Below are 24,590 nucleotides of genomic sequence, written 5' to 3'. Positions count from 1 at the left end.
AGGATCGGCACATCGTGTTTTCAGGCAGTTTGCGCGGACGCTTGTTGTGGTGGCTGCTGTTGCCGTTGGCGGCATTCGTTTCCATTTCCGTCGTCATTTCATACCGGTTCGCGCAGAACACCGCGGACCTGGTTCAGGACAATGCGTTGCTGTCGTCGATGCGGATCATCGGCGAGGATATCGACTGGGACAACGGCTCCGTGACGATCCAGATTCCGCCGGCCGCGCTCGAACTGTTCGAATCGCCGGAACAGGACACGGTTTTCTATCGGGTCGAGGCAAGCGGCCATCGTCTGCTCGCGGGCATCCCCGACTTGCCGCTGCCGCCGCAGGTGAGCGACAAACCCACGCTTTATTCCACGCATTTCGCCGATGGCCGCGCGGCGCGCGCGGTCGCCTACGCGCGGCAGCTCTACGACTCGGGACATACCGAGGAGGTGATCGTTGCGGTCGCGAAGACGGAAGGCTCGCGCGATGCGATGGTGTGGCGTCTGCTGCGGCCGCAATTGTCCGGCGAAGTCCTGACGCTGGTACTGGCGATGGTGTTCGTCTACCTCGGCCTGACCTTCGAACTGCTGCCGCTGATGAAGGTGAAGGACGACGTCGCCGATCGCAATGCGTCGCAACTCGAACCGATTCGCGTCGCGCGTCTGCACGTCGAACTGAGGCCGATCGTCGAGGCGATCAACCAGTGCATCGCGCGAATGGGCCAGCAGGCCGCGACGCAGCGCCAATTCATCTCCGATGCCGCGCATCAGTTGCGCACGCCGCTCGCGCTGCTGGCCGCACAGATCCAGTTCGCGCGGCAACGCGATAGCCGCGACGCCCCGCTTGCCGAAGCGCTCGCGGGCATGCACAAGAGCAGCCGCAAGTTGACCACGCTGACCAACAAACTGTTGCTGCTGGCGCAGGCCGAGTCGGCCGCGCCGCTGAACGTGCGCGAGCGGATCGATCTGAGCGCGTCGATCGCGTGCGTGCTCGAGGAGCTGATCGCGTTTGCGCAGTCGCGAGAAATCGACCTGGGCGCGGAGCTGGAAGACGGCCTGTACGTGACCGGCGACGAGGCATTGACCGCTGCGCTGGTGACCAATCTGGTCGACAACGCGCTGCGCTATACGCAGGCGGGCGGTCGCGTCACGGTGCAGACGCAGCGGCGCAACGGGATGGCGATTGTGCGCGTGATCGACAACGGACCCGGCATCAAGGCCGATGCGCGCGAACGGGTGTTCGAGCGCTTCTATCGCGCGTCGAGTCATGCGGAAGGCACAGGGCTCGGCTTGCCGATCGTGCGCGAGATTGCGCATCGGCAGGGCGGCAGCGTGATGCTGGAATCGAATGAAGGCGGCGCAGGCCTCGTCGCGACCGTCGAGATGCGCCTATGGATCGGCGCAACCTGACGTCGCTCGACTCGCAAAAGAGGGAGACAAGAATGAAACTGCTGCTCGTGGAAGACGACGCGGACCTCGCGCGCTGGGTGATGAACCTGATGCAGGTCGAGCAATTCGCGATCGACTGGGCGCAGAACGGCGAATGCGCGGAAACGCTGCTCGGTCTGCAATGCTATGACGCGGTGCTGCTCGATCTGCGCCTGCCCGGCATGGGCGGCAAGGAGCTGCTCGCGAGGCTGCGCCGCAAGCGCGACAACGTGCCGGTGCTGATGCTGACCGCGAATGGCTCGACGGACGACAAGGTGGCCTGCTTTTCGGCCGGTGCCGACGACTATGTCGTCAAGCCTTTCGACGCGCGCGAACTGGTGGCGCGCATCAAGGCACTGATTCGCCGTCAGGCCGCGGGAGACAGAGGGCAGTCGATCGAGTGCGGCGATCTGCGGTATCTATTCGACTCACGCGAATTCGTGCTGCGGGACGAACGTCTGCCGCTGCGCCGCCGCGAACACGCGATCCTCGAAGCACTGATACTGAAGCAGGGCAAGACCGTATCCAAAGCAACGCTGATGGACAAGATCTTCACGCTCGACGAAGAGCCGAGCGCCGACGCGATCGATATCTATATTCACCGGCTGCGCAAGCATCTGTCGGCATCGACCGCGAATATCATGACGCTGCGCGGACTCGGTTATATCTTGCGCGAAGAAGAACCGCGCGAAGCGTTTGCGTCGACCTAAAAGTGACAGCTCCACAAAAACGCCTCTGATCGACTCGTGTTCCGTCGTCAATTTCACGCGGCTTCAGTGTTTTCACCGACTTCAACCGCTCTTTCGCGAATGAGGCGTGAAGGGTTGCTCTGACTATTCTTGGCTTCGCTATGCAAGCCGATGTCGGATCAATTCAACACAGAAGGAGCGGAGGAGAAGATGGGGGAAAAGACCAGGTGGTGGCTGGTGGCGGGTGGTAGTGCCTTGGCGATGAGCAGCGTTCACGCGCAGTCGAGCGTGCAGCTTTATGGCTTGATGGATCTGAGCGTGGTGACGTATCAGACCAATGCGAATGCCGACGGCAAGCACGCCATTTCGATGGGTATCAACGGCGAGCCGTGGTTCAGCGGCAGCCGCTTCGGCATGAAAGGCGCGGAAGATCTCGGCGGCGGACTGAAAGCGATCTTCCGCATCGAAGCGGAATTCCGGGTGAGCGACGGCGCGATGGAAGACCCGGGTCAGCTCTTCGACCGCGACCGCCGCCAGTTCAGCGGCGGTCACGCCTTGCGCGGGTCAATGGTTGGCGTAGTTAGCCGGCCTTGACCGCAGTCTCCCTGGCGAGCAGGTGTTGAGCCTGACGATCGCCCTTTGCCGCTTCCTGTGCGGTTTGAACCGAGGTCTCGCTGGATTCCGCGAGCAGGGCACGCGCCGCGCTACTGATGCTGACGGTGTATGACGACGAGGTGGTGCCGCTCGTCGATCCTGCTGACGATGAACCGCTCGTGCTGGATGTCGGCACCGTCGATGTCGCTGTCGAACCGGAACTCGACGTGACTGCCGCGCCCATGGCCCCTGCCGTGGTTTGAGCAACCGCCTGAATAGACATCTTTTCTCCTGGTAAAAGACGAGTACTGCGCTCTGTCTATCGGCGTCGTTCAAGAGTGCTTGAGAACTATATTTCTTCTATTTTTCGCGCGCCTTAAGTGGCTGTTAAGGTTTTGCCTCGCAGGATGCTTTAACGGATGAATCTCTTAAGATTTTGATAAGGTTGCGAATGCCGCCTCACGACTTCCGTTCGCGTCCCGCACGCGTCTTGCCCGCTCCGCTCCTCGCGCGGGTCTGCGTCGCGAGTTCCTCGACCATCTCCCGCGCGGCCGTCTGCAACTCGGGCACATAGCGCCGCTTCGCTTCCGCGAGCGACACCGCGCGCGACAGAAACACGACGTTCAAGCTCGCGAGCACGCGTTCCTCGAACACGATCGCGACGGCAACCGCGCCGATCTTCCCCTGGTCCGCCCAGTCGCCGTGATTCGAGCCGAACCCATCCGCGCGCACGCGTCGCACGAGGCTGCGGATCAACGCGTCGTTCGACGCGAGCGCCTTCTGCTCCTCGCCGCCGGCGCCCGCGCGCAGCAGATCGAGAATGTCCTCGCGCTCCTCGTCGGGGCACATCGCGAAGTACGCGCGACCCGCCGCGGTCAGCAGGATCGGCAAACGGCGGCCCACCATTGCGCGATGAAACGATAGCGGACTGAAGCGGTGCGTGGTCTCACGGACGATCATCGCGTCGCCGTCGGGCGTGGTCAGATCGGACGGCCACGCGACGCGTTGCAGCAGACGCCCCATCACCGGCGGCGCGATCGTCGCGATGCGTTCGTCGTCGGTGAAGCCTTCGCTCAGCGCGCGCACCTTCAGCGTGAGCCGGAAGCTGTCGTCCGACGCGCTGCGCCTCACGAAGCCTTCCTCCATCAACGTTTCGAGCAGCCGCCGCGCGGTGGTGCGATGCAGGCCGGTCAGCTCGCTGATCTGCTGGCTCGTCGCGCGGCCGCTGTCCATCGAGTTGAGCGCCTGCAGCACCTGCAAGCCGCGCGACAGACCTCGCACATTCGTGTATCTGGTCACTTAAAACCTCAATCAAATCAACTATGTGCATTCTATGCACAATTTCCAGATTTTGTTGAGCGGGCAGGTGGCCGGTCCTAGACTGCCAACAAATCAACGATTTCATGGAGACGCAAGCTGTTGCCCGCAGGCGATTTTTCGCCATGGCGACAGCCGGTTCCCGCCGCTGCGCTCCGTGAATATCTCGACCCGGTCACTCTGGTCGACATACGGAGACAACATGCCCCAACCGCTCGACCCGGTGGCCGCGCAAGGTCACAGTGGACCCGTCACCACCGACGTCGCGATCATCGGCGCCGGCCCGGTCGGTTTGATGATCGCCAACTATCTCGGCCTGCAGGGCGTGCGCGTCGTGCTGATCGAAAAGCTCGACAAGATCATCGACTATCCGCGCGCAATCGGCCTCGATGACGAAGCGCTGCGCGTGTTTCAGTCCGTCGGCCTCGCCGATGCATTGCTGCCGCACACGACCCCCGATCACTGGATGCGCTTCGTCACGAGCAACGGTCACTGCTTCGCATCGATCGAGCCGCGCACCGACGAATTCGGCTGGTCGCGCCGCAACGCGTTCATTCAGCCGCTGGCCGATCGCGTGTTGTGCGACGGCCTGCAACGCTTCCCGCACGTCGAGGTGCTGTTCGGCCACACGGTCAACTCGTTCACGCAGGACGGCAGCGGCGTCACGATCGAAGTGGAACACGCGCAGAGCGGCCGCCGCACGATCCGCGCGTCGTATATGGTCGGTGCGGACGGCGGCAACAGCTTCGTGCGCCGCATCCTCGACGTGCCGTTCGAGGGCCGCACGAAACCGAATCAGTGGATCGTCGTCGACGTGCGCAATGACCCGATCGGCTCGCCGCACGTGTACATGCATTGCGATCCGCGGCGCCCGTATGTGTCGGCCGCGCTGCCGCACGGGATTCGCCGCTTCGAATTCATGGTGATGCCCGGCGAGACCGAGGAAGAGCTGTCGAAGCCGGAGAACATGGCCGCGCTGATCCGCAAGGTCGTCGCCGAGCCGGAGAAGGTCGACTACATCCGCAAGCGCGTCTATACGCACAACGCGCGCCTCGCGAGCAGCTTCCGCGTGAAGCGCGTGCTGCTCGCCGGCGACGCCGCGCACATCATGCCGGTGTGGCAGGGCCAGGGCTACAACAGCGGTATTCGCGACGCGAGCAACCTCGGCTGGAAACTCGCGATGGTGGTCAAGGGCGTCGCCGGCGATGCGCTGCTCGATAGCTACACCGCCGAGCGCCGTTCGCATGCGCGCTCGATGATCCACCTCTCTGAGGTCGCGGGCGACATCTTCGCGCCGACGAGCCGCTTCGGCATCAAGTTTCGCGACGCGTTCGTGCGTACGTTCAACTGGTTCCCGGCGGTCAAGCGCTACTTCGTCGAAATGCGTTTCAAGCCGATGCCACGCTATGAGAGCGGCGTCGTATTGCTGGCGCGCACGCCGCGCAAGCGTGGCTGGCTCGCGCGCGCGCTCGAACGCTCGGGGCATTCGGCGCCGGGCCGCCTGCTCGGTCTGATGAGCGAGAAGCGCGAGTCGCGGCTCGGCCGTCTCGTGTATGGACGCGACCCGCATTGTCATTCGCCGGTCGGCCGCATGTTCATTCAACCGCGCGTGCGCACGGTGAGCGGCGAGGTCGTGCGACTCGACGATGTGCTCGGCAACCGCTTCGCGATCGTCGGCTGGGGCGCGGAACCGACCTTCGGTTTGTCGGAGCAGGCGCGTGCGATCTGGCAGCGGCTCGGCGGCTGCTTCGTGGTCGCGAAGCCGGACACGCAGCTGTCTTTCCATGACGACGTGCCAGAAGACGTCATCGCGATCGGCGATGTGAACACGCGGCTAAAGGACTGGTTCACGCGAGTGCCGGAATCGGTCGTGCTGTTGCGTCCCGATCGTTTCGTCGCGGGCATGGGCTCGCCGCAGCAGGTGTCGCAACTCGTCGTCGAACTCGCGCAGCAGCTGCATCTCGACGTGGCGGGGCGGGCCGACGTGACCGGTTCTCGCAACGAAGCAGCGTTCGCGCCCGATGCCGTCGCCACTTTCGTCACCGCAGCAACCGCCGGAGCCTGATATGCCGATGCTGCTCGAATGCCTTTCGCACACGCCGTTGCACGGCTATTACGATCCCGCGCCCGAAGTCGTCTCGGAAGTCGAGCGCGTGCATGCGGCAGCGCGTGCGCGCGTCGTCGAGTTCGATCCCGAACTGGTCGTCGTGTTCGCGCCCGATCATTACAACGGCTTCTTCTATGACGTGATGCCGCCATTTTGCATCGGCGCATCGGCGAGCGCGATCGGCGACTTCAAGAGCCTCGCCGGTCCGCTGGACGTGCCCGCCGATACCGCGCTCGACCTTGCCGAAGCGGTGCTCGCGAGCGACGTCGACGTCGCCATCTCGTACCGCATGCAGGTCGATCACGGTTGCGCGCAAGCGCTGGAGATTCTGACGGGCGGCCTCGATCGATATCCGGTCGTGCCGGTATTCATTAATTCGGTGGCCGCGCCGATGGCTTCATGCCGCCGCGCGCGTCTGCTCGGCGATGCGTTGGGTCGAGCGCTCGCACGCTCGAAGCAACGCGTGCTCGTGATCGGCTCGGGCGGCATCTCGCACGAGCCGCCGGTGCCGGAACTCGCGGGCGCGAGCGAGGAAGTCGCCGAGCGTCTGATCGCGGGCCGCAATCCGTCGGCCGAATCGCGTGCGGCGCGTGAGGCGCGCACGATCGCGGCGGCACGCGCGTTCGCCGCGGGCGACAGCCGTCTGCATCCGCTCAATCCGGAATGGGATCGCGCGTTCCTGAAGCTGCTCGAAGACGGCGAACTCACCGCGCTCGACGGTCTGACCAACCGCGCGATCACGCGCGAGGCCGGCAAGTCCGCGCACGAAATCCGCACGTGGATCGCCGCGTTCGGCGCACTGAACGCGAGCGGTCCGTATCGCGCGTCGCTCGATTACTACCGTCCGATCCCCGAATGGATCGCGGGCTTCGGCGCGATGCATGCCCGACCCGTGACTTCCCATGTCTAACCGAATCAGGAACCCGCTATGACCACTCAAAGCAATATAGACGCGCTGGCCCTGCGCCTGCGCGAATCGGAACGTACGCGCGCGACCATCGCGCCGTTGCGCGACGACCCGCGTTTCGTCGAACTGTCGAACCCGGCCGACGCCGAGGAGCTCGCGTACGCGGTGCAGCAGGCCAACGTGGCCGCGCGCATCGCGGCGGGCGAGCGCGTCGTTGGCCGCAAGATCGGACTCACGTCGCCGGCGGTGCAGCGTCAACTCGGTGTCGACCAGCCTGACTTCGGCGCGCTGTTCGCGTCGATGGCGTATGGCGACGGCCAGCCGATTCCTCTCGATCAGTTGATTCAGCCGAAGGTCGAAGCGGAGATCGCGCTCGTGCTCGAACACGATCTGCTGCACGAGCGCCACACGTACGCCGATCTGATGCGCGCAATCGCGTATGCGGTCGCGGCGATCGAAGTGGTGGACAGCCGCATCGAAGGCTGGAACATCCGTTTCGTCGATACGGTCGCGGACAACGCGTCGAGCGCGCGCTTCGTGCTCGGCAGCCGGCCGGTCCTGCTGCGCGATATCGATCTCGCGGCCTGCGCGATGACGCTATCGAAGGATGCGGAAGTCCTGTCGCGCGGCAATGGCGCCGCGTGTCTCGGCAATCCGCTGAATGCCGCCGCCTGGCTCGCGGATCGCATGGTCCGGCTCGGCACGCCGCTGCGTGCCGGCGACGTGCTGATGACGGGCGCTTTGGGCCCGATGGTCGCCGTCAAGGAGCCCGGCACCTACTGCGCGCAGATCGAAGGTCTCGGCAACGTCCGCGCGACTTTTTCCGCATAAAGCATGCACTCGATTGGGAACTCATATGGCAAGCGAAAAACTGAAGGCCGCGATCATCGGCTCCGGCAACATCGGCACCGATCTGATGATCAAGATCCTGCGTCACGGCAAGCATCTCGAAGTCGCGGCGATGGTCGGCATCGATCCGAACTCCGACGGCCTCGCGCGCGCCGCGCGGCTTGGCGTCGCGACCACGCATGATGGTGTCGAAGGTCTGACTCGTCTGCCCGTGTTCAACGACATCGACTTCGTGTTCGACGCGACCTCGGCGGGCGCACACGTCAAGAACGATGCGCTGTTGCGAAAGCTGAAGCCCTCGATTCGCGTGATCGATCTGACGCCGGCGGCGATCGGCCCGTACTGCGTGCCGGTGGTGAATCTCGACACGCATCTCGACGCGCCGAACGTGAACATGGTCACGTGCGGCGGACAGGCGACCATTCCGATGGTCGCGGCCGTGTCGCGCGTCGCGAAGGTCCATTACGGGGAGATCGTTGCGTCGATCAGCAGCAAGTCAGCGGGCCTAGGCACGCGCGCGAACATCGACGAGTTCACCGAGACGACTTCGAAGGCGATCGAAGTGGTCGGCGGCGCCGCGAAGGGCAAGGCGATCATCGTACTCAACCCGGCCGAGCCGCCGGTGATGATGCGCGACACCGTCTATACGCTGTCCGACCTCGCGGATCGCGCGAAGGTCGAGGCGTCGATCGAGCAGATGGCCGCCGCGGTGCAGGCGTACGTGCCCGGCTATCGCCTGAAGCAGAAGGTGCAGTTCGACGAAATCAGCGCGAGCGCGCCGCTGAACATTCCGGGCCTCGGCCGCTTCAGTGGTCTGAAGACCTCGATCTTCATCGAGGTCGAAGGCGCCGCGCACTATCTGCCCGCCTACGCGGGCAATCTCGACATCATGACTTCGGCCGCGCTCGCGACCGCCGAGCGCATGGCGCAGGCGCTCGTGCAGGCATCAGAGGCTTAAGGAGACTTCCCGCATGGACAAGAAACTCTATATCTCCGACGTGACGCTGCGCGACGGCAGTCACGCCATTCGTCACCAGTACTCGATCCAGAACGTGCAGGACATCGCACGCGCATTGGACCGCGCAAAGGTGGACAGCATCGAAGTTGCCCACGGCGATGGCCTGCAGGGTTCGAGCTTCAACTACGGCTTCGGCGCGCACAGCGACCTCGAATGGATCGAAGCAGTCGCCGACGTGGTCGAGCACGCTCGGATCGCGACCCTGCTGCTGCCTGGCATCGGCACGATTCACGATCTGAAGGCCGCATACAACGCGGGCGCTCGCGTGGTGCGCGTGGCCACGCATTGCACGGAAGCGGACATCTCGAAGCAGCACGTCGAATACGCGCGCGAACTCGGCATGGACACCGTCGGCTTCCTGATGATGAGCCACATGACCACGCCGGAGAGCCTCGCCATCGAAGCGAAGAAGATGGAGAGCTACGGCGCGACCTGCATCTATGTGGTCGACTCGGGCGGCGCGCTGACGATGAACGACGTGCGCGACCGCTTCCGCGCGGTGAAGGCGGTGCTGAAACCCGAAACGCAGACGGGCATGCACGCGCACCACAACCTGTCGCTGGGCGTGGCCAACTCGATGGTCGCGGTCGAAGAGGGCTGCGACCGTATCGATGCATCGCTGGCGGGCATGGGCGCCGGCGCGGGCAACGCGCCGCTCGAAGTGTTCATCGCGGCGGCCGAGCGCATGGGCTGGAATCACGGCACCGACCTCTACACGCTGATGGACGCCGCCGACGACATCGTGCGTCCGCTGCAGGACCGGCCGGTGCGCGTCGATCGCGAAACGCTCGCGCTCGGCTATGCGGGGGTGTATTCGAGCTTCCTGCGCCACTCGGAAGTGGCCGCGAAGAAATACGGTCTGAAGACCGTGGACATTCTCGTCGAGCTGGGCAAACGCCGCATGGTCGGCGGCCAGGAAGACATGATCGTCGACGTCGCACTGGATCTGAAGCGCGCGCACGCGACCGACGCAGTGGCTTCATGACCCGGACGCTGCGCGACGGCACCGCATGCCGCGCGCGCAGCGTTCATTTCATCCAGCAAGGTCGCCGCAAGAGCGACGCTGACTCAACATTGGAGACTTTTATGCGGCAGTCAACGCGAACAACGCAAACAACACGGTCGACGAAACCTCTTGCCGGCGGCGCGCTGACGATCGGGCTCTGCCTGATCGTCGCACTGCTCGAAGGCGTGGACCTGCAATCGACCGGCCTCGCGGCACCGCGCATGGCGCGCGAATTTCATCTCGCGGTCGCGCAGATGGGCTGGGCGTTCAGCATCGGCGCGTTCGGGCTGCTGCCAGGAGCCGCGATCGGCGGACGTCTCGCCGACCGGCTCGGGCGCAAGCGCGTGCTGATGTGGTCGGTCGCGCTATTCGGCATCTTCTCGCTCGCGACCGCGCAGGTGTGGGACCTGAACAGCCTGCTCGCCGCGCGCTTTCTGACCGGCCTCGGTCTTGGCGCAGCGATGCCGAATCTGATCGCGCTGTGCTCGGAAGCGGCGCCGCCCCATCAGCGCAACACCGCGGTCGGCGCCATGTATTGCGGCATGCCGTTCGGCGCGGCGCTCGCGGCGGTGGTCGGCATCATCAGTCCGGGCGACGCGGGCTGGCGGCATCTCTTCTACGTCGGCGGCTTCGGGCCGTTGCTGGTGCTGCCGCTGCTTGCGCTGTTCCTGCGCGAGTCGGCGCAGTTCGTCGCGGCGCGTGCAATCAAAGGCGCGCGACGCGATGCGTCGGCTAGCGTGACGCACGCGCTGTGGCGGGAAGGACGCGCGGGCACGACGATCGCGTTGTGGATCAGCTATCTCGGCACGCTGATCGTGCTGTATTTCCTGATCAACTGGCTGCCGTCGCTCGTCTTGACGCGCGGTCTGACGCGCGTGCAGTCCGGTGTCGTACAGATGATGTTCAACATCGGCGGCGGCATCGGCGCGATCGTGATCGCCGGCATGATGGACCGGATGGGCCGGCGCCGCACGGTCGCGGGCATGTATGTCGGCATCGTCGTTGCGCTTGGCGCGTTGCTGAGCGCGAATGGCGGTACGTCGATGGCGTGGGGCGGTCTGCTCGCGGGGCTGTTCCTGGTCGGCGGGCAGTCGGTGTTGTATGCGCTGGCAAGCAGCCTGTACCCGACCGACGTGCGTGGCACCGGCGTCGGCGCGGCCGTGGCGGTGGGCCGTCTCGGCTCGATCCTCGGACCGTTGATCGCGGGGCAACTGCTCGCGATCGGTCAGGGTGCGAGCGTGCTGCTCGGCGCGAGCATTCCGCTGATCGCGGTCGCCGCGATTGGCGCGTGGCTCGTCGTGAATCGCTCGACACTTCGTTATACCCCGGTGGCCGCGCAGTAGTTTGGCAGCTCGAAACACTGAGCGGGTCCGCCGTCAACGGCGACTCGCGGTCACTTAATCCGTGAAACAAAGGAATTCGACATGAGCAACACCAACACGCAAGTAGCGGCGATCACCGAGGAAGCGACCAGCCGATTCGTTCGCATCACCGAAGACGGCCGCGAGATGCAGCTCCACTACAACGACGTGGGGCAGGGTGCGAAAACGGTCGTGATGCTGCACGGCTCGGGACCGGGCGCGACCGGCTGGGCCAACTTCAATCGGAACGTCGAGCCGCTCGTCGCGGCGGGCTATCGCGTGATCCTGATGGACTGCCTCGGTTGGGGCAAGAGCGACCCGATCGTCTGCAAGGGCTCGCGCTCGGAACTGAACGCGCGCTGCCTGAAGGCGCTGCTCGATGCGCTCGATATCGAACGCGCGCATATCATCGGCAACTCGATGGGTGGGCATAGCGCGGTCGCGTTCGCGCTCGCCGAGCCGCAACGCGTCGGCAAGCTCGTGCTGATGGGCGGCGGCACCGGCGGCCCGAGCCAGTTCGTGCCGATGCCGACCGAAGGCATCAAGCTGCTGCAAGGGCTGTACCGCAACCCGACCATCGAGAACCTGCAGCGCATGATGAGCGTCTTCGTGTTCGACACGAAGGCGTTGACCGAAGACCTGATGCAGGCGCGGCTCGCGAACATGCTGGCGCGCCGCGATCACCTCGAGAACTTCGTCGCGAGCCTCGCCGCGAATCCGAAGCAGTTCAACGACTACGGGCCGCGCCTTGGCGAAGTAACCGCGCCGACGCTCGTGATCTGGGGCCGCGACGATCGTTTCGTGCCGATGGACATCGGCCTGCGGCTCGTTGCCGGGATGCCGAACGCCGATCTGCATGTGCTCGGCCGCTGCGGGCATTGGGCGCAGTGGGAGCATGCGGACAAGTTCAACCGGATGGTGGGGGAGTTTCTCGGACGCGGGTATTAAGCAGGGTTGTCGTTGTGGGCGACTGGTGCGTCGTTGCGGCGGCGGGCTGGTTGCCTCATCCCGGCGCCTGGCAAGGAGCAGCAAGGCGATTTCAGTCCCGCGCTGGTTTTGTCGCCTGCCGCATTCAATGCTCTTGGGGTCGCGCTCGGTGCGCCGATCACGCAGGGGGGAGTTCGCTCGATACGCTGGGTTCGCGGTACCGCTCTCGGGTTCGGGGACCCCATCACTCCGCCGCCGGCATCCGGGTCACACTCTTCGGCACCCGCCCATCACCACCCGCGGCGTCGTCCGCTGCCTCTCCCAACTCCCGCCTAACCGTCGACTCCCGCACCACCAGATGCGGATCAAGCATCGAATAACCCGCGCTTTCTTCGCCCTTACCATGCAGTTCGTCGATCAGCTTCATCATCGCGAGCTCACCCATCTTCTCGCTCTGAAAGTCTACCGAGGTCAGCGCCGGCGACGCGTACTCGCCATACGGCACGTTGTCGAATCCAGCGATGGAAACGTCGCGCGGCAACGAGAAGCCCAGCTCGCGCGCTTCCTTGATGAAGCCGAGCGCGATCAGATCGTTGTAGCAGATCACGGCGTCCGGTCGTTTCGGGCCGAGCATCAGGCCCGAGCAGGCGCGCTCGCCGGCCGCCGCCGACGGGCTTTGTGCGTCGTGAACGTGCAGCGACAGCCCGTATTCGTCGAGACAATTGCGAATGCCGCGAATCCGTTCGTCGTTCCAGCGTGAACGGCCAAAGCCGAGATACGCGATGCGCTTGTGACCGAGCTTGATCAGATGGTTCGCGAGCATATAGCCGGCGAGATTGCTGTCGGTGCCGACGCTCGAAATCTGAAAGCGCGAACTGCGCCCAAACAGCACGACCGGCTTGCCGAGATCGAGCAGCCATTGCACCGAATCGTCGGGCATGCGCGAGCTGACGATCATGCCGTCGACGCGTTGCGCGAGCGATTCGATCAGCGTCTTTTCGCGTTCCTGGCTCTCTTCGGTATCGACGAGCAGCAGCGTGTAGTCGTGCTGAAGCGCGACGCGATTGGCGCCCTTCACGATGTTGGTGAAATGCGGATTGCGGATGTCGAGAATCGCGAGACCGATAGCGTGTGTGCGCCCGGTGATCATCGAACGCGCGAGCGGATTCGAACGGTAGCCGAGCTGCTCGATCGCCTTCTTGAGACGCGCCTCAACGGCGGAGGTAAAGCGCTGGGTCCCATTCACGTACTTCGATACGGTTGCGACCGACACGCCGGAGGCGGCCGCGACGTCGCGAATGGTGGCACCCTTCTTCATCGGTAGGATAGCGTTTTCCAGTGAGTTTTTAATAGTATCGGGTATCGCAAAACGCGTAAAGGCGAAACGTCGCGCGCTATTCGCCTGACCCGGCGCGATCAACGCATACACATGGGGACACATGAGTATCAAGGTAAAAGGCCTGCGCTGGTGGATGATCGGGCTGCTCACGCTCGGCACGATCACCAACTATCTCGCGCGCAGTTCGCTGAGCGTCGCGGCGCCGACGGTGCTGCATCATCTGAACATTTCGACGCACGAATACGGCTGGATCACGGGCGCGTTTCTCGTCATGTATCCGGTCGGCGCGCCGCTGACCGGCTATCTGATGGATCGCGTGGGCTTGCGAACGGGCTTTCTGCTGTGCGGCGTCGCGTGGTCGCTGATCTGCATCGCGCATGGTTTCGCGTCGGGCTGGATCGGGCTGTTCGTGCTGCGCGGCATGCTCGGGCTGGTGGAAGCGGCGTTCATTCCCGGCGGCATGCGCGCGGCCGCGCACTGGTTTCCGTCGCACGAGCGCGGCACGGCCGCCGGCGTGTTCAACCTCGGCACCTCGACCGGCGCGATGCTCGCGCCGCCGCTGATCGCGTGGTCGATCCTGCACTACAGCTGGAACGTTGCGTTCATGATCGTCGGCGGGCTGGGGCTCGCGTGGGCCGTGCTGTGGTTGCTGCTTTATCGGCATCCGGACCGTCATCCGGCGCTGTCGCGCGAGGAGGCGGACTATATCGGCGCGACGCAGGAATCCGGTTTGCGCGCCGCGAAAGACTCCGGGCCGAGGGTGTTCGACATCCTGAAGCAGCGCAATTTCTGGGGCATCGCGCTGCCGCGTTTCTGCGCCGATCCGGTGTGGGGCACGCTGGTCTACTGGATGCCGCTCTACCTGTACCAGGCGCGCGGCTTCGATCTCAAGGCGATCGCGCTCACCGCGTGGCTGCCGTTCGTCGCGGCCGACCTCGGCTGCATGGTCGGCGGTCCGCTGTCGGCGTGGTTGAAGCGCCGCTTCGACGTGCCGATCGTCAACGGCAAGCGCATGGCGTTCACGATGGGCGCGTTCCTGATGATCGGCATGGCCGGCGTCGGCTTCGTCCACGATCCGGCGATGGCGGTGTTCCTGCTGTGCCTCGGCGGCTTCGCGCATCAGACGCTGTCGATCACCGTGATCTCGATGTCGGCCGACCTGTTCCCGCGCGTCGAAGTCGGCACGGTGACGGGACTCGCCGCGCTCGTCGCGGGGCTCGGCAATTTCGCGTTCACGATGACGATGGGCTGGTTCGTGAGCCGCGTCGGCTATACGCCGTTTTTCGTCGCGCTCGGCTTTGGCGATCTGATCGGCGCGAGCCTGCTATGGACGCTCGTGCGCCGCCCGTCGACGACGCCGGCGCAGGGCGTTGTGACGCGCGAAGCGCGGGCGTGAGGAGCCGGCGGCGGAAGCGCATCTTCGAGGCGCCCAATCGTCGGCAAGTGGAGGGCAGCAGTCACGGCTCGGTGGCGGCATTTGCGGCTCGTCAATGCGACCAATTCGCACTCGTCCAAAAATAATATTCCGCAAGTCATCTATAAGATATCTGTCTTAAGACCGGGGTAATCGGCCGCAAACCCTTGCCAGTCATGGATCGACTCGTTTGGGTAGGGTCTCGCGACCTGTTTGTTTAGTCACATTTAGTGGAAAACGCGCATATACTCTCGGTCGTATCGCAAAACGAAGGTCGCGGGGTTGCGTCGTGCCGAACTGACGCCGTCAGCCGTCGCGCTACGATTTGCGCTGGCTTCGACTGCCAACGCTCTGTCTATCACTTTCTAGCAAAGCATTAATCATGTCCACACCGCCGAAGATCATCTACACCCTGACCGACGAAGCGCCCGCACTGGCGACGTACTCGCTGCTGCCGATCGTCAAGGCGTTCACGCGCTCGTCCGACGTGCTCGTCGAAACGCGCGACATCTCGCTCGCCGGCCGGATCATTGCCGCATTTCCGGACTACCTGAGCGCGGAGCAGAAGGCTTCCGACGATCTGGCGGAGCTCGGTGGACTCACCATGCGCCCGGAAGCGAACATCATCAAGCTGCCGAACATCAGCGCGTCGGTGCCGCAGTTGAAGGCCGCGATCGCCGAGCTGCGCGACCAGGGCTATAAGCTGCCGTCGTACCCGGACGTCGCGACGACCGACGCCGAGAAGGACGTCAAGGCCCGCTACGACAAGATCAAGGGCAGCGCGGTGAACCCGGTGCTGCGCGAAGGCAATTCGGACCGCCGCGCGCCGTTGTCGGTGAAGAACTACGCGCGCAAGCATCCGCACAAGATGGGCGCATGGAGCGCGGACTCGAAGTCGCACGTCTCGCACATGAGCGATGGCGATTTCTACGGCAGCGAGAAGTCGGCGCTGGTCGCGCAGGCCGGTAGCGTGAAGATCGAACTGGCCGCCGCCGACGGCACGATCACGGTCCTGAAGGCGAAGACGCCGGTGCAGGCAGGCGAAATTATCGACGCGTCGGTGCTGGGCAAGAACGCGCTGCGCAGCTTCATCGAAGCGCAGATCGCCGAGGCGAAGGCGAACGGCGTGCTGTTCTCGGTGCACCTGAAGGCCACGATGATGAAGGTCTCGGACCCGATCATCTTCGGTCACGTGGTGTCGGTGTTCTACAAGGACGTGCTCGCGAAGCATGCGGAAGCACTGGCCAAGGTCGGCTTCAACCCGAACAACGGTATCGGCGACCTGTACGCGCGTCTGAAGGATCTGCCGGCTGAAACGGCCGCGGCGATCGAAGCCGACATCAAGGCGCAGTACGAACAGCGTCCGCCGCTCGCGATGGTCAACTCGGACAAGGGCATCACGAGCCTGCACGTGCCGAGCGACGTGATCGTCGACGCATCGATGCCGGCGATGATCCGCGAGTCGGGCAAGATGTGGGGCGCCGATGGCGCGCTGCACGACGCGAAGGCGGTGATTCCGGACCGTTGCTACGCCGGTGTGTACCAGGCGGTGATCGAAGACTGCAGGAAGCACGGTGCGTTCGACCCGGTCACGATGGGCACGGTGCCGAACGTCGGGCTGATGGCACAAGCCGCCGAAGAATACGGTTCACACGACAAGACGTTCCAGATCCTGGCGAACGGCGTGGTCCGCGTCACCGACGAAGCCGGCGCGGTGCTGCTCGAGCAGCCGGTGGAACAGGGCGACATCTTCCGTATGTGCCAGACCAAGGACGCGCCGGTCCGCGACTGGGTCAAACTCGCGGTGAACCGCGCCCGCGCTTCCAACACGCCGGCCGTATTCTGGCTCGACGCGGCGCGCGCGCACGATGCGCAGATCATCAAGAAGGTCGAGCAGTACCTGAAGGATCACGACACGAACGGTCTGGACATCCGCGTGATGACGCCGGTCGAAGCGACGAAGTTCTCGGTCGAGCGCATCCGCGCCGGCAAGGACACGATCTCGGTCACCGGCAACGTGCTGCGCGACTACCTGACCGACCTGTTCCCGATCATGGAACTGGGCACCAGCGCGAAGATGCTGTCGATCGTTCCGCTGATGGCCGGTGGGGGCATGTTCGAAACCGGCGCGGGCGGTTCGGCGCCGAAGCACGTGCAGCAGCTGGTCGAGGAAGGCTTCCTGCGCTGGGATTCGCTCGGTGAATTCCTCGCGCTGGCGGCATCGCTCGAGCATCTGGGCACCGCGTATCACAACCCGAAGGCGCAGATTCTTGCGAAGACGCTCGATCAGGCGACTGGCAAGTTCCTCGACAACGACAAGTCGCCGGCGCGCAAGGTCGGCGGTATCGACAATCGCGGCAGCCACTTCTACCTCGCGATGTACTGGGCCGAAGCACTGGCCGCGCAAACCGACGATGCCGCGCTGCAGGCGCAGTTCGCGGGCGTCGCGAAGGCGATGGCCGACAACGAGGCGAAGATCGTCGCGGAACTTGGCGCGGCCCAGGGCAAGCCGGTGGATATCGGCGGCTACTACCGTCCGAACGTCGAGCTGACTAGCAAGGCGATGCGCCCGAGCGCGACGCTGAACGCAATCGTCGATTCGGTGGCTTGAGCTCGCGCGGGCGACTGATGCGGTAAGCGCCGCGGCCGCACCTGCGCTGGCCCCGAAAGCCGCGCGGTAAGCACGCAGCACAACCGCGGACAAAGCCGCAAGCAGGACCGCAAATACGACAATGGCGCCTTCGGGCGCCATTGTCGTTTCTACTGTCACTGCTACGTCGCCGTCGGTCATACCCGTCCTTATACGTGAACGATTTCCCAATCGGCGAGCTTCTCCGGAATCTCGAGCGTCGACGTGTCGAGCTCCGACAGATGCTCGCAGCTCAGACCGCGCGCGAGGTCGTCGGCGGCCTGTTGCGCGCTCGAGAATTCTCCGAGCGTTTCGTTGCCGTAGGTGGCTTCCCAGCCGTCCTGACCCGGCAGAATGTAGAACGCTCCCTGCGTCGAACCAAAGCGAAAGCCTTTCATTTTTAGTCTCCCAGTTCCAATAAAAAAAGCCGCGATTCGTGACGGCTTCTTCGCAATCTGCGGGATTTGGGTGGCCGTGTCGTGAGGCCCCTCGAATCCGACTGCGTGAAGCGCGTGCTCTTGTGAAAGAGTCTACGTCAGCGAATCGGCGGGCAATTGGGCGTCGAATCGGTCTTTATATTAAAAATATGCATGTAAAAACAAAGGCTTGCGAGATCCGTTTTGCGATGTGCAACGCCGCCGGGCATCGTGAAATGGCCGCTTTGTGCCACGCAACATGATTTTTTACGACGCGCGGCATCGTTTCGTATCGTGAAAATTAGGGGCTGCGCGCGACGCGCAAAAGGACGCTGTGCGGACCTATGACGCGTCGAGCCGTTCGATCAGCATCGCGACGAAGGTCTCGGTCACCGGCGGCAAGGTTCGGCCGCGCTTTTTGATCAGCGCGATGCGCCGCGTGAACGCGGCTTCGTCGATCGGTCGCGCGACTAGCTCGGGCTCCGCGCGCACCTCGCGCGCCGACGCCGGCAGGATCGTGATGCCGAGCCCGGCGCGCGCCATCGCGACCGCGCTCATCATGTAGGTCGGCTCGCAGGCGATGCGCGGCTCACACTGCGCGTCGGCGAACGCGCTGTCGACGACCGCCCGCACGCTCGTGCCCTGCGCGGTCAGCACGAGCGGCTCGCTGGCGAGATCGGCGAGCGTGACGGGCCGGCGCCGCCGCGCGAGCGCGTGCTGCTTCGGCAGCACGGCGATGAGCCGGTCGATGCCCGCATGCAGTACCTCGAGCCCGCTGTCGTTCAACTCGCCGCCAGTCAGTCCGATATCGGCTTCCTCATTGCGCACCAACGTGTTGACCATGCTCGCGACGACATCGCGCACCTCGAAGCCGACGCGCGGCACGGCTTTTCTCAGCGCGTGCACGAGCTCGGGCAGCGCGCTCGCCGCGAAGGTCGGCAGACACGCGATGCGCACCGTGCCGCTCCCGCCTTCGCCGAGCGCGCGCGCATCGAGCAGCACGTGCTCCATGTCGTGCAGCGATTTCTGCAGCACGGGCAGCAGCTCGCGGCCGGTCGGCGTCAGGGCGACGTTGCGGCTGTTGCGATCGAACAGGCGCAGGCCGACCGTTTCCTCGAGCCGGCGAATCTGCACCGTCAATGCCGGCTGTGACAGGGCTTCGGCTTGCAGACGAGCAAGTTCGTCGTCGATGGCCTCAAGAGCCTCGCGCCCGTCGTCTGCATGTTCGTATTCGCGATCCTGTACTTCGGCACGATCACCGACGCCGGTACGCTCGACCCGATCATCGAGCGCATCCTGCGCGCGGTCGGCACACGGCCCACGCGCATCGTGATGGGCACCACGCTGCTCGCGCTGCTGATCCACCTCGACGGCTCCGGCGCCGTCTGCTTCCTCGTCACCATTCCGGCGATGCTGCCGCTCTACGACCGCCTGAAGATGGACCGGCGCGTGCTCGCCGCGGCGGTATCGATGGCGGCCGGCATCAATTTCCTGCCATGGACGGGGCCGATGATTCGCGCGTCCGCGTCGCTGCATCTGCCGATCTCGGCGTTGTTCAATCCGCTTATTCCGGTGCAGGCGATCGGCCTCGTATTTGTGTTCTCGATGGCGTACTGGCTCGGGCGGCGCGAGGAAAAGCGCCTCGGTCTCACCGCCGCGAGCGGTTCCGTGCCGATGCCCCAACGCGAACTGACACCGGAACAACAGGCGCTGCGCCGCCCGCAAAACTTCTGGTTCAACATCGTGCTGACGCTCGTCGTGCTCGGCACGATGGTCGTGATGGGCGAGAAGATTCCGCCGGCGATCATGTTCATGGTGGGCCTGTGCATCGCATTGATGGTCAACTATCCGAATGTGGACATGCAACGCAAACGGATCGACGCGCATGCGCGCGCCGCGCTGATGATGGCCGGCATCCTGCTCGCGGCCGGCGTGTTCACCGGCGTGATGCAGGGCAGCGGCATGCTGAAGGCGATGGCGCTGGCGGCCGTCGGCTTCGTGCCGCCGGCGATGGCGAGTCATATTCCGATCGTGCTCGGCCTGCTGTCGATGCCGCTCAGCATGCTGTTCGATCCCGATTCGTTTTATTTCGGTGTACTGCCGGTGATCGCGGAAGTGGCGGGCCAGCTCGGCGTGCCCGCGGTGCACGTCGGTCAGGCCGCGTTGCTTGGACAGATGACCACCGGTTTTCCGGTCAGTCCGCTCACGCCCGCGACGTTCCTCGTGGTCGGGCTGTGCGGTATCGATCTGGCCGATCATCAACGATTCACGTTTCCCCTGCTGTTCGGCGCGTCGGTCGTGATGACGATCGCGTGCGTCGTGCTCGGGATCTTTCCACTGTGAGCTTCACTGAAGGAACGGGAGCACCATGACAGCCACTGAACCTCGACGCGTCGTGCGCATCGGCGCGGGCGCGGGCTATTCGGGCGACCGCATCGAACCCGCGCTCGAACTCGCGGAACACGGCCAGCTCGACTATCTCGTGTTCGAATGCCTCGCCGAACGCACGATCGCGATCGCGCAGCAGGCGCGCAGCAAGGACCCGGAGCTCGGCTACGACCCGCTGCTCGAAGCGCGCATGCGCGCGGTGCTGCCCGTCGCGGCGCGCAACGGCGTGCGTATCGTGTCGAACATGGGCGCGGCCAATCCGCTCGCGGCAGCGCGCCGGACCGCGCAGATCGCGCGCGAGTTGGGTCTCGGCGACCTGAGGATTGCCGCAGTCACCGGCGACGACGTGCTCGACGTCGTGCGCGCGGGCGACTTCCATTTCGTCGAATCGGGCGAGGCGGTGGCCGCGTACGCGGACCGGCTGATATCGGCCAATGCGTACCTCGGCGCGAGCGGCATCGTCGAGGCGCTCTCGGCCGGCGCGCAGATCGTGCTGACCGGGCGCGTCGCCGATCCGTCGCTGTTCGTCGCGCCGCTGATCCACGAATTCGGCTGGCGCATGGACGACTGGCCGATGCTCGGCCAGGCGACGGTAATCGGTCATCTGCTCGAATGCGCGGGGCAGATCACCGGCGGCTATTTCGCGGACCCCGGTTTCAAGGACGTGCCGAATCTCGCGCGGCTCGGCTTTCCGATCGCCGAAGTTGCGCGGGACGGTTCAGTGGTGGTCACGAAGCTCGCGCAAAGTGGCGGGCTCGTGACCGAGGCGACCTGCAAGGAGCAGTTGCTCTACGAGATCCACGATCCGCGTCGTTATCTGCAGCCCGACGTGGTCGCCGATTTCTCGCAGGTGCGCGTCGAGCAGGATGCCGTGGACCGTGTGCGCGTCACCGGCGGTGGCGGCACGGAGCGCACCGCGACGTTGAAAGTGTCGGTTGCGTATTTCGACGGCTATATCGGCGAGGGGCAGATTTCGTACGGCGGACCCGGCGCGCTCGCGCGGGCGCGGCTCGCGCTCGATATCGTGCGCGAGCGTCTCGCGCTGACCGGCGTGCAGACGCGCGAGTTGCGCTTCGATCTGATCGGCGTGAACGCACTGCATGGTGACGCGGTGGCGGCCGGTCATGGCGAGCCGTACGAAGTGCGCGCCAGGGTGGCGGGACGCACGGCGTCGCTCGCGCAGGCGCTGAGCATCGGCAACGAGGTCGAGACGCTGTACACGAACGGACCGGCGGGCGGCGGCGGCGTGACGAAGGCGGCGCGCGAGGTGGTCGCGGTGCAATCGGTGCTGCTGCCGCGCGAGCATGCGGCGCCGGCTTTCTCGCTGATGGAGGCTTGAGATGAAACTACGAGAACTGGCCCACTCGCGCACCGGCGACAAGGGCAATACGCTCAATATCTCGGTGATCTGCTACGACGCGCTGCATTACGAGCGGTTGCGCGATGTGCTGACGCCAGAGCGCGTCAAGACGCATCTGCGCGATGTGGTGCGCGGCGAGGTGGTGCGCCATGAGTTGCCGTGCATTGCCGCATTCAACTTCGTGCTCGGCGACGCGCTCGGCGGCGGCGTTACGCGTTCGCTCGCGCTCGACGCGCATGGCAAATCGCTGAGCTCGGCGTTAATGGATCTCGACGTGGGGCAGTGAGGGCATTGCCGGCGGCGTGTCATATTGCGGAGCGGCCGCTCAGCCCCGCATGTGATCACACGCCAGCCTTCGTCAGGTCATGCGCGCGGCGCAGTCGCTCGCGGCTGTTGCTCAGATGCATGCGCATCGCGGCGCGCGCGTCGTCGGCATCCTGACGCTCGATCGCGCGATAGATCATCAGATGCTCGCCGAGCACGCTGCGCAACACCTCGATATGGTCTAGCTCCGCGATCTCGGCCGAACCGAGTCGGGTGCGCGGGCTGACCGAGCGGCCGAGCTGGCTCAGCACGTCGAAGAAATAGCGGTTGCCGCTCGCGCGCGCGATCTGCAAATGGAACTCGATGTCGTGTGCGAGCGTGTCGGTGCTGCCGCGCTCGAGTTCCGACTCGAATCGATCGAGCGCAGTGCGGATCTGCTTCAGGTTCTGCTCGGTGCGCCGCGATGCCGCGAGCGCGGCCGCGGCCGCTTCGACGTCGATCCGGAACTCGATGATCGCCATCACGTCGAGCATGCTGGTGAGATCGGCGGTGGGAAGCTGCATCGGCTTTTCGGCGGCGGGCGCGAGCACGAACGTGCCAATGCCATGGCGCGTCTCGACGATCCTCGCTGCCTGCAGACGCGAGATCGCCTCGCGGATCACGGAGCGGCTCACGGACAGCTGCTTCATCATCGCGACTTCGGTGGGGATGCGGTCGCCTGGCCTCAGCGCCCCGCGGCGAATCTCGTCGGAAAGGGTGGCCACCACCTTTTCAGTTAGGCTGCTCATTTTTGTGGCTGGTTGACTGATCCTGCAAAGTATCGCACAGGACTGTACTCGATTCTGCCGCGTTCGGCGGCATCGGCGCGGGCTATATTTTGTGTGCGGATGCGCGGTGGGGGCGGGGATGAGGCGGACATTTGCGCAAACGCGTGGGCTGCTGACGACAGTCGGTCAATTGGAGACATCAGACGTCTTAGTTCGAGGCGTATTCCGGGTTGGTCAACAGGGCTCTGAATCTTTGAATCTGCCGTTATTTCAAGGCGGTCTCTCTGGAACCACAGGGTAAACACCCCACTGGATTTGACAAAAGTAACGCGGTAGACTGTCGTCCGACAACATAACAGGCGTAGAGCAGGATCTTGCACCCACCGGGTGCGCCGCACTGCGTTCCACCAGGCCTCGTGGCCGACAGGGAGACACAACTTGACATCAGTTCTGACCACCGCGCTCGACCCGCTGGAATCGGCGGTCGCGAAGGTGAAGCGCAACGTGTTGCCGCTTTTCCTGATCATGTTCATCGCGAACTATATCGACCGCGTGAACATCGGCTTCGTCAACGCGCACATGAAGGCCGATCTCGGCATCGGCGCGGCCGCCTACGGGCTCGGCAGCGGGCTGTTCTTCATCGGCTACGCGCTGTTCGAAGTGCCGTCGAACGTGCTGATGCAGAAGTTCGGCGCGCGCGCCTGGCTCACGCGCATCATGGGCACGTGGGGGCTGGTGGCGGGCGCAATGGCGTTCGTCTGGAACGACACGTCGTTTTACGTGCTGCGGTTCCTGCTCGGCGTCGCCGAGGCGGGCTTCTTTCCCGGCGTCGTCTTTTACTTCACGCAGTGGCTGCCGCAAAAGGAACGCGGCAAGGCGATGGCGATCTTTCTGTCGGGCTCGGCGCTCGCGTCGGTGCTGTCCGGTCCGATCACCGGCTCGCTGCTGTCGATTCGTGGCCTCGGCCTGCAAGGCTGGCAGTGGATGTTCCTGATCGAAGGCGCGTTCTCGATCGCGCTGTGCGTCGTCAGCTGGTTGCTGTTGAAATCGCACATCCGCGACGCGCACTGGCTCACGGCCGAAGAACAGCGTGTGCTCGAACAATCGATCGCGGCCGAACAGGGCGAGCGCGAAGCGCAAGGCGGCGCGCATCTGCCGACGGTGAAGCTGCTGAAGGACCCGCAAATCGCGCTGTTCTGCTTCCTGTACTTCGCGATCCAGCTGACCATCTACGCGGCCACTTTCTGGCTGCCGACCATCATCCGCAAGATGGGCGGCCTTTCCGACTTCGAGGTCGGCATGTTCAACGCGATTCCGTGGCTGATCTCGATGGTCGCGATGTACGGCTTCGCGGTCGTATCGGCGAAATGGCGTCATCAGCAGGGCTGGCTCGCGGTCGCGCTCGTCATCGCGGCGGTCGGTCTGTTCGCGTCGACGTCGGGCAACCCGGTGTTCTCGTTCGTCGCGATCTGCTTCTCGGCGATCGGTTTCAAGGCGGCGTCGTCGCTGTTCTGGCCGATTCCGCAGGGCTACCTCGATGCGCGCGTCGCCGCCGGCGTGCTCGCGCTGATCAATTCGCTCGGCAACCTCGGCGGCTTCTTCGCGCCGGCCACCTTCGGCTATCTGCAGCAGCACACGGGCTCGATCGCGGGCGGGCTGTACGGTCTCGGCGTCGCGTCGCTGCTCGCGGCGGCGGCCGGCTTCCTGACGCGCAACAAGCCCGGCAATCGCGAGCCGTTGCCCGATTCGTTGCACGGCAATGCGCATTGACTACACTGACGGCTCGCATGCGGCCGTCAATTTTTCTGTATTCGAGTTCTCAT

The 24,590-nt window shown here is 64.6% G+C and carries 19 protein-coding genes and 4 pseudogenes; 18 read left to right on the top strand and 5 right to left on the bottom strand.

Annotated elements, in window-relative coordinates; all coding sequences use genetic code 11:
* Positions 1-14: 14 nt before the first annotated feature.
* From OKW28_RS06710 to OKW28_RS06695, 4 genes and pseudogenes are all read left to right on the top strand, one after another.
* The gene (locus OKW28_RS06710; RefSeq protein WP_429444290.1) at positions 15-1,397 is read left to right on the top strand and encodes a sensor histidine kinase; all 1,383 of its coding nucleotides are present in this window, start codon (positions 15-17) and stop codon (positions 1,395-1,397) included.
* 32 nt (positions 1,398-1,429) lie between these two features.
* Positions 1,430-2,125 carry a response regulator gene (locus OKW28_RS06705; RefSeq protein ID WP_429444289.1) on the top strand — a complete coding sequence of 232 codons (696 nt, stop codon included), beginning with the start codon at positions 1,430-1,432 and terminating at the stop codon, positions 2,123-2,125.
* Positions 2,126-2,314: 189 nt separating this feature from the next.
* Positions 2,315-2,632 (top strand): annotated as a pseudogene (locus OKW28_RS06700) (porin); the annotation flags it as partial.
* A 182-nt stretch (positions 2,633-2,814) separates the two neighbouring features.
* Positions 2,815-2,961 (top strand): hypothetical protein, encoded by a 147-nt coding sequence (locus tag OKW28_RS06695; protein ID WP_429444288.1) that lies wholly within the window; start codon positions 2,815-2,817, stop codon positions 2,959-2,961.
* 196 nt (positions 2,962-3,157) lie between these two features.
* Here OKW28_RS06695 and OKW28_RS06690 read toward each other — a convergent pair whose 3' ends face one another.
* Positions 3,158-3,997 (bottom strand): DNA-binding transcriptional regulator, encoded by an 840-nt coding sequence (locus OKW28_RS06690; protein ID WP_429444287.1) that lies wholly within the window; start codon positions 3,995-3,997, stop codon positions 3,158-3,160.
* Positions 3,998-4,217: 220 nt separating this feature from the next.
* Between OKW28_RS06690 and OKW28_RS06685 the strand changes: the two genes are divergently transcribed.
* From OKW28_RS06685 to OKW28_RS06650, 8 genes and pseudogenes are all read left to right on the top strand, one after another.
* Positions 4,218-6,080: a bifunctional 3-(3-hydroxy-phenyl)propionate/3-hydroxycinnamic acid hydroxylase gene (locus OKW28_RS06685; protein ID WP_429444286.1), complete on the top strand. Its 1,863-nt coding sequence runs from the start codon at positions 4,218-4,220 to the stop codon at positions 6,078-6,080.
* 1 nt (position 6,081) lies between these two features.
* Entirely contained in the window at positions 6,082-7,032 is a 951-nt protein-coding gene (locus tag OKW28_RS06680; RefSeq protein WP_429444285.1) for a 3-carboxyethylcatechol 2,3-dioxygenase, read from the top strand.
* An 18-nt stretch (positions 7,033-7,050) separates the two neighbouring features.
* Complete coding sequence (locus tag OKW28_RS06675; RefSeq protein WP_429444284.1) at positions 7,051-7,860, top strand: 2-keto-4-pentenoate hydratase; 810 nt, start codon at positions 7,051-7,053, stop codon at positions 7,858-7,860.
* A 25-nt stretch (positions 7,861-7,885) separates the two neighbouring features.
* Positions 7,886-8,836, top strand: coding sequence for an acetaldehyde dehydrogenase (acetylating) (locus tag OKW28_RS06670; protein ID WP_429444283.1), 951 nt, complete (start codon positions 7,886-7,888; stop codon positions 8,834-8,836).
* Between the two features lie 13 nt (positions 8,837-8,849).
* Complete coding sequence (dmpG, locus tag OKW28_RS06665) at positions 8,850-9,881, top strand: 4-hydroxy-2-oxovalerate aldolase (RefSeq protein WP_429444282.1); 1,032 nt, start codon at positions 8,850-8,852, stop codon at positions 9,879-9,881.
* A 101-nt stretch (positions 9,882-9,982) separates the two neighbouring features.
* The gene (gene mhpT, locus OKW28_RS06660) at positions 9,983-11,245 is read left to right on the top strand and encodes a 3-(3-hydroxy-phenyl)propionate transporter MhpT (protein WP_429446875.1); all 1,263 of its coding nucleotides are present in this window, start codon (positions 9,983-9,985) and stop codon (positions 11,243-11,245) included.
* Between the two features lie 81 nt (positions 11,246-11,326).
* On the top strand, positions 11,327-12,211 hold the full coding sequence (locus OKW28_RS06655) for an alpha/beta fold hydrolase (RefSeq protein ID WP_429444281.1): 885 nt from the start codon (positions 11,327-11,329) through the stop codon (positions 12,209-12,211).
* Between the two features lie 12 nt (positions 12,212-12,223).
* Positions 12,224-12,431, top strand: a pseudogene (locus tag OKW28_RS06650) (type II toxin-antitoxin system PemK/MazF family toxin); the annotation flags it as partial.
* A 3-nt stretch (positions 12,432-12,434) separates the two neighbouring features.
* Here OKW28_RS06650 and OKW28_RS06645 read toward each other — a convergent pair.
* A complete protein-coding gene (locus OKW28_RS06645) occupies positions 12,435-13,508 on the bottom strand; it encodes a LacI family DNA-binding transcriptional regulator (RefSeq protein WP_429444280.1) in 1,074 nt (357 codons plus the stop codon).
* A gap of 121 nt (positions 13,509-13,629) precedes the next feature.
* Between OKW28_RS06645 and OKW28_RS06640 the strand changes: the two genes are divergently transcribed.
* Positions 13,630-14,925, top strand: coding sequence for an MFS transporter (locus OKW28_RS06640; protein WP_429444279.1), 1,296 nt, complete (start codon positions 13,630-13,632; stop codon positions 14,923-14,925).
* Positions 14,926-15,325: 400 nt separating this feature from the next.
* The gene (locus OKW28_RS06635; RefSeq protein ID WP_429444278.1) at positions 15,326-17,554 is read left to right on the top strand and encodes an NADP-dependent isocitrate dehydrogenase; all 2,229 of its coding nucleotides are present in this window, start codon (positions 15,326-15,328) and stop codon (positions 17,552-17,554) included.
* 188 nt (positions 17,555-17,742) lie between these two features.
* Here the strand turns inward: OKW28_RS06635 and OKW28_RS06630 are convergent, their stop codons facing one another.
* Together OKW28_RS06630 and OKW28_RS06625 are read right to left on the bottom strand one after the other, a co-directional pair.
* Entirely contained in the window at positions 17,743-17,970 is a 228-nt protein-coding gene (locus OKW28_RS06630; protein ID WP_187634427.1) for a hypothetical protein, read from the bottom strand.
* 360 nt (positions 17,971-18,330) lie between these two features.
* Positions 18,331-19,143 (bottom strand): annotated as a pseudogene (locus tag OKW28_RS06625) (LysR substrate-binding domain-containing protein); the annotation flags it as partial.
* Between OKW28_RS06625 and OKW28_RS06620 the strand changes: the two are divergent.
* The 3 genes and pseudogenes from OKW28_RS06620 to OKW28_RS06610 all read left to right on the top strand — a co-directional run.
* A pseudogene (locus OKW28_RS06620) lies at positions 19,144-20,331 on the top strand (CitMHS family transporter); the annotation flags it as partial.
* Between the two features lie 25 nt (positions 20,332-20,356).
* Positions 20,357-21,715 carry an acyclic terpene utilization AtuA family protein gene (locus OKW28_RS06615; protein ID WP_429444277.1) on the top strand — a complete coding sequence of 453 codons (1,359 nt, stop codon included), beginning with the start codon at positions 20,357-20,359 and terminating at the stop codon, positions 21,713-21,715.
* Between the two features lies 1 nt (position 21,716).
* A complete protein-coding gene (locus OKW28_RS06610; RefSeq protein ID WP_429444276.1) occupies positions 21,717-22,022 on the top strand; it encodes an AtuA-related protein in 306 nt (101 codons plus the stop codon).
* Between the two features lie 55 nt (positions 22,023-22,077).
* Here the strand turns inward: OKW28_RS06610 and OKW28_RS06605 are convergent, their stop codons facing one another.
* Positions 22,078-22,788, bottom strand: a complete 711-nt coding sequence (locus OKW28_RS06605) for a FadR/GntR family transcriptional regulator (RefSeq protein WP_429444275.1) — start codon at positions 22,786-22,788, stop codon at positions 22,078-22,080.
* Positions 22,789-23,205: 417 nt separating this feature from the next.
* On the opposite strand from OKW28_RS06605, the gene OKW28_RS06600 reads away from it, so the two are divergent.
* Complete coding sequence (locus tag OKW28_RS06600) at positions 23,206-24,537, top strand: MFS transporter (protein ID WP_429444274.1); 1,332 nt, start codon at positions 23,206-23,208, stop codon at positions 24,535-24,537.
* The last annotated feature ends 53 nt before the right edge of the window (positions 24,538-24,590 follow it).

The sequence above is a fragment of the Paraburkholderia sp. 40 genome (assembly GCF_050434105.1).
Classification (GTDB): Bacteria; Pseudomonadota; Gammaproteobacteria; order Burkholderiales; family Burkholderiaceae; genus Paraburkholderia; species Paraburkholderia tuberum.
This window is presented reverse-complemented; position numbering and strand designations above follow the sequence as displayed.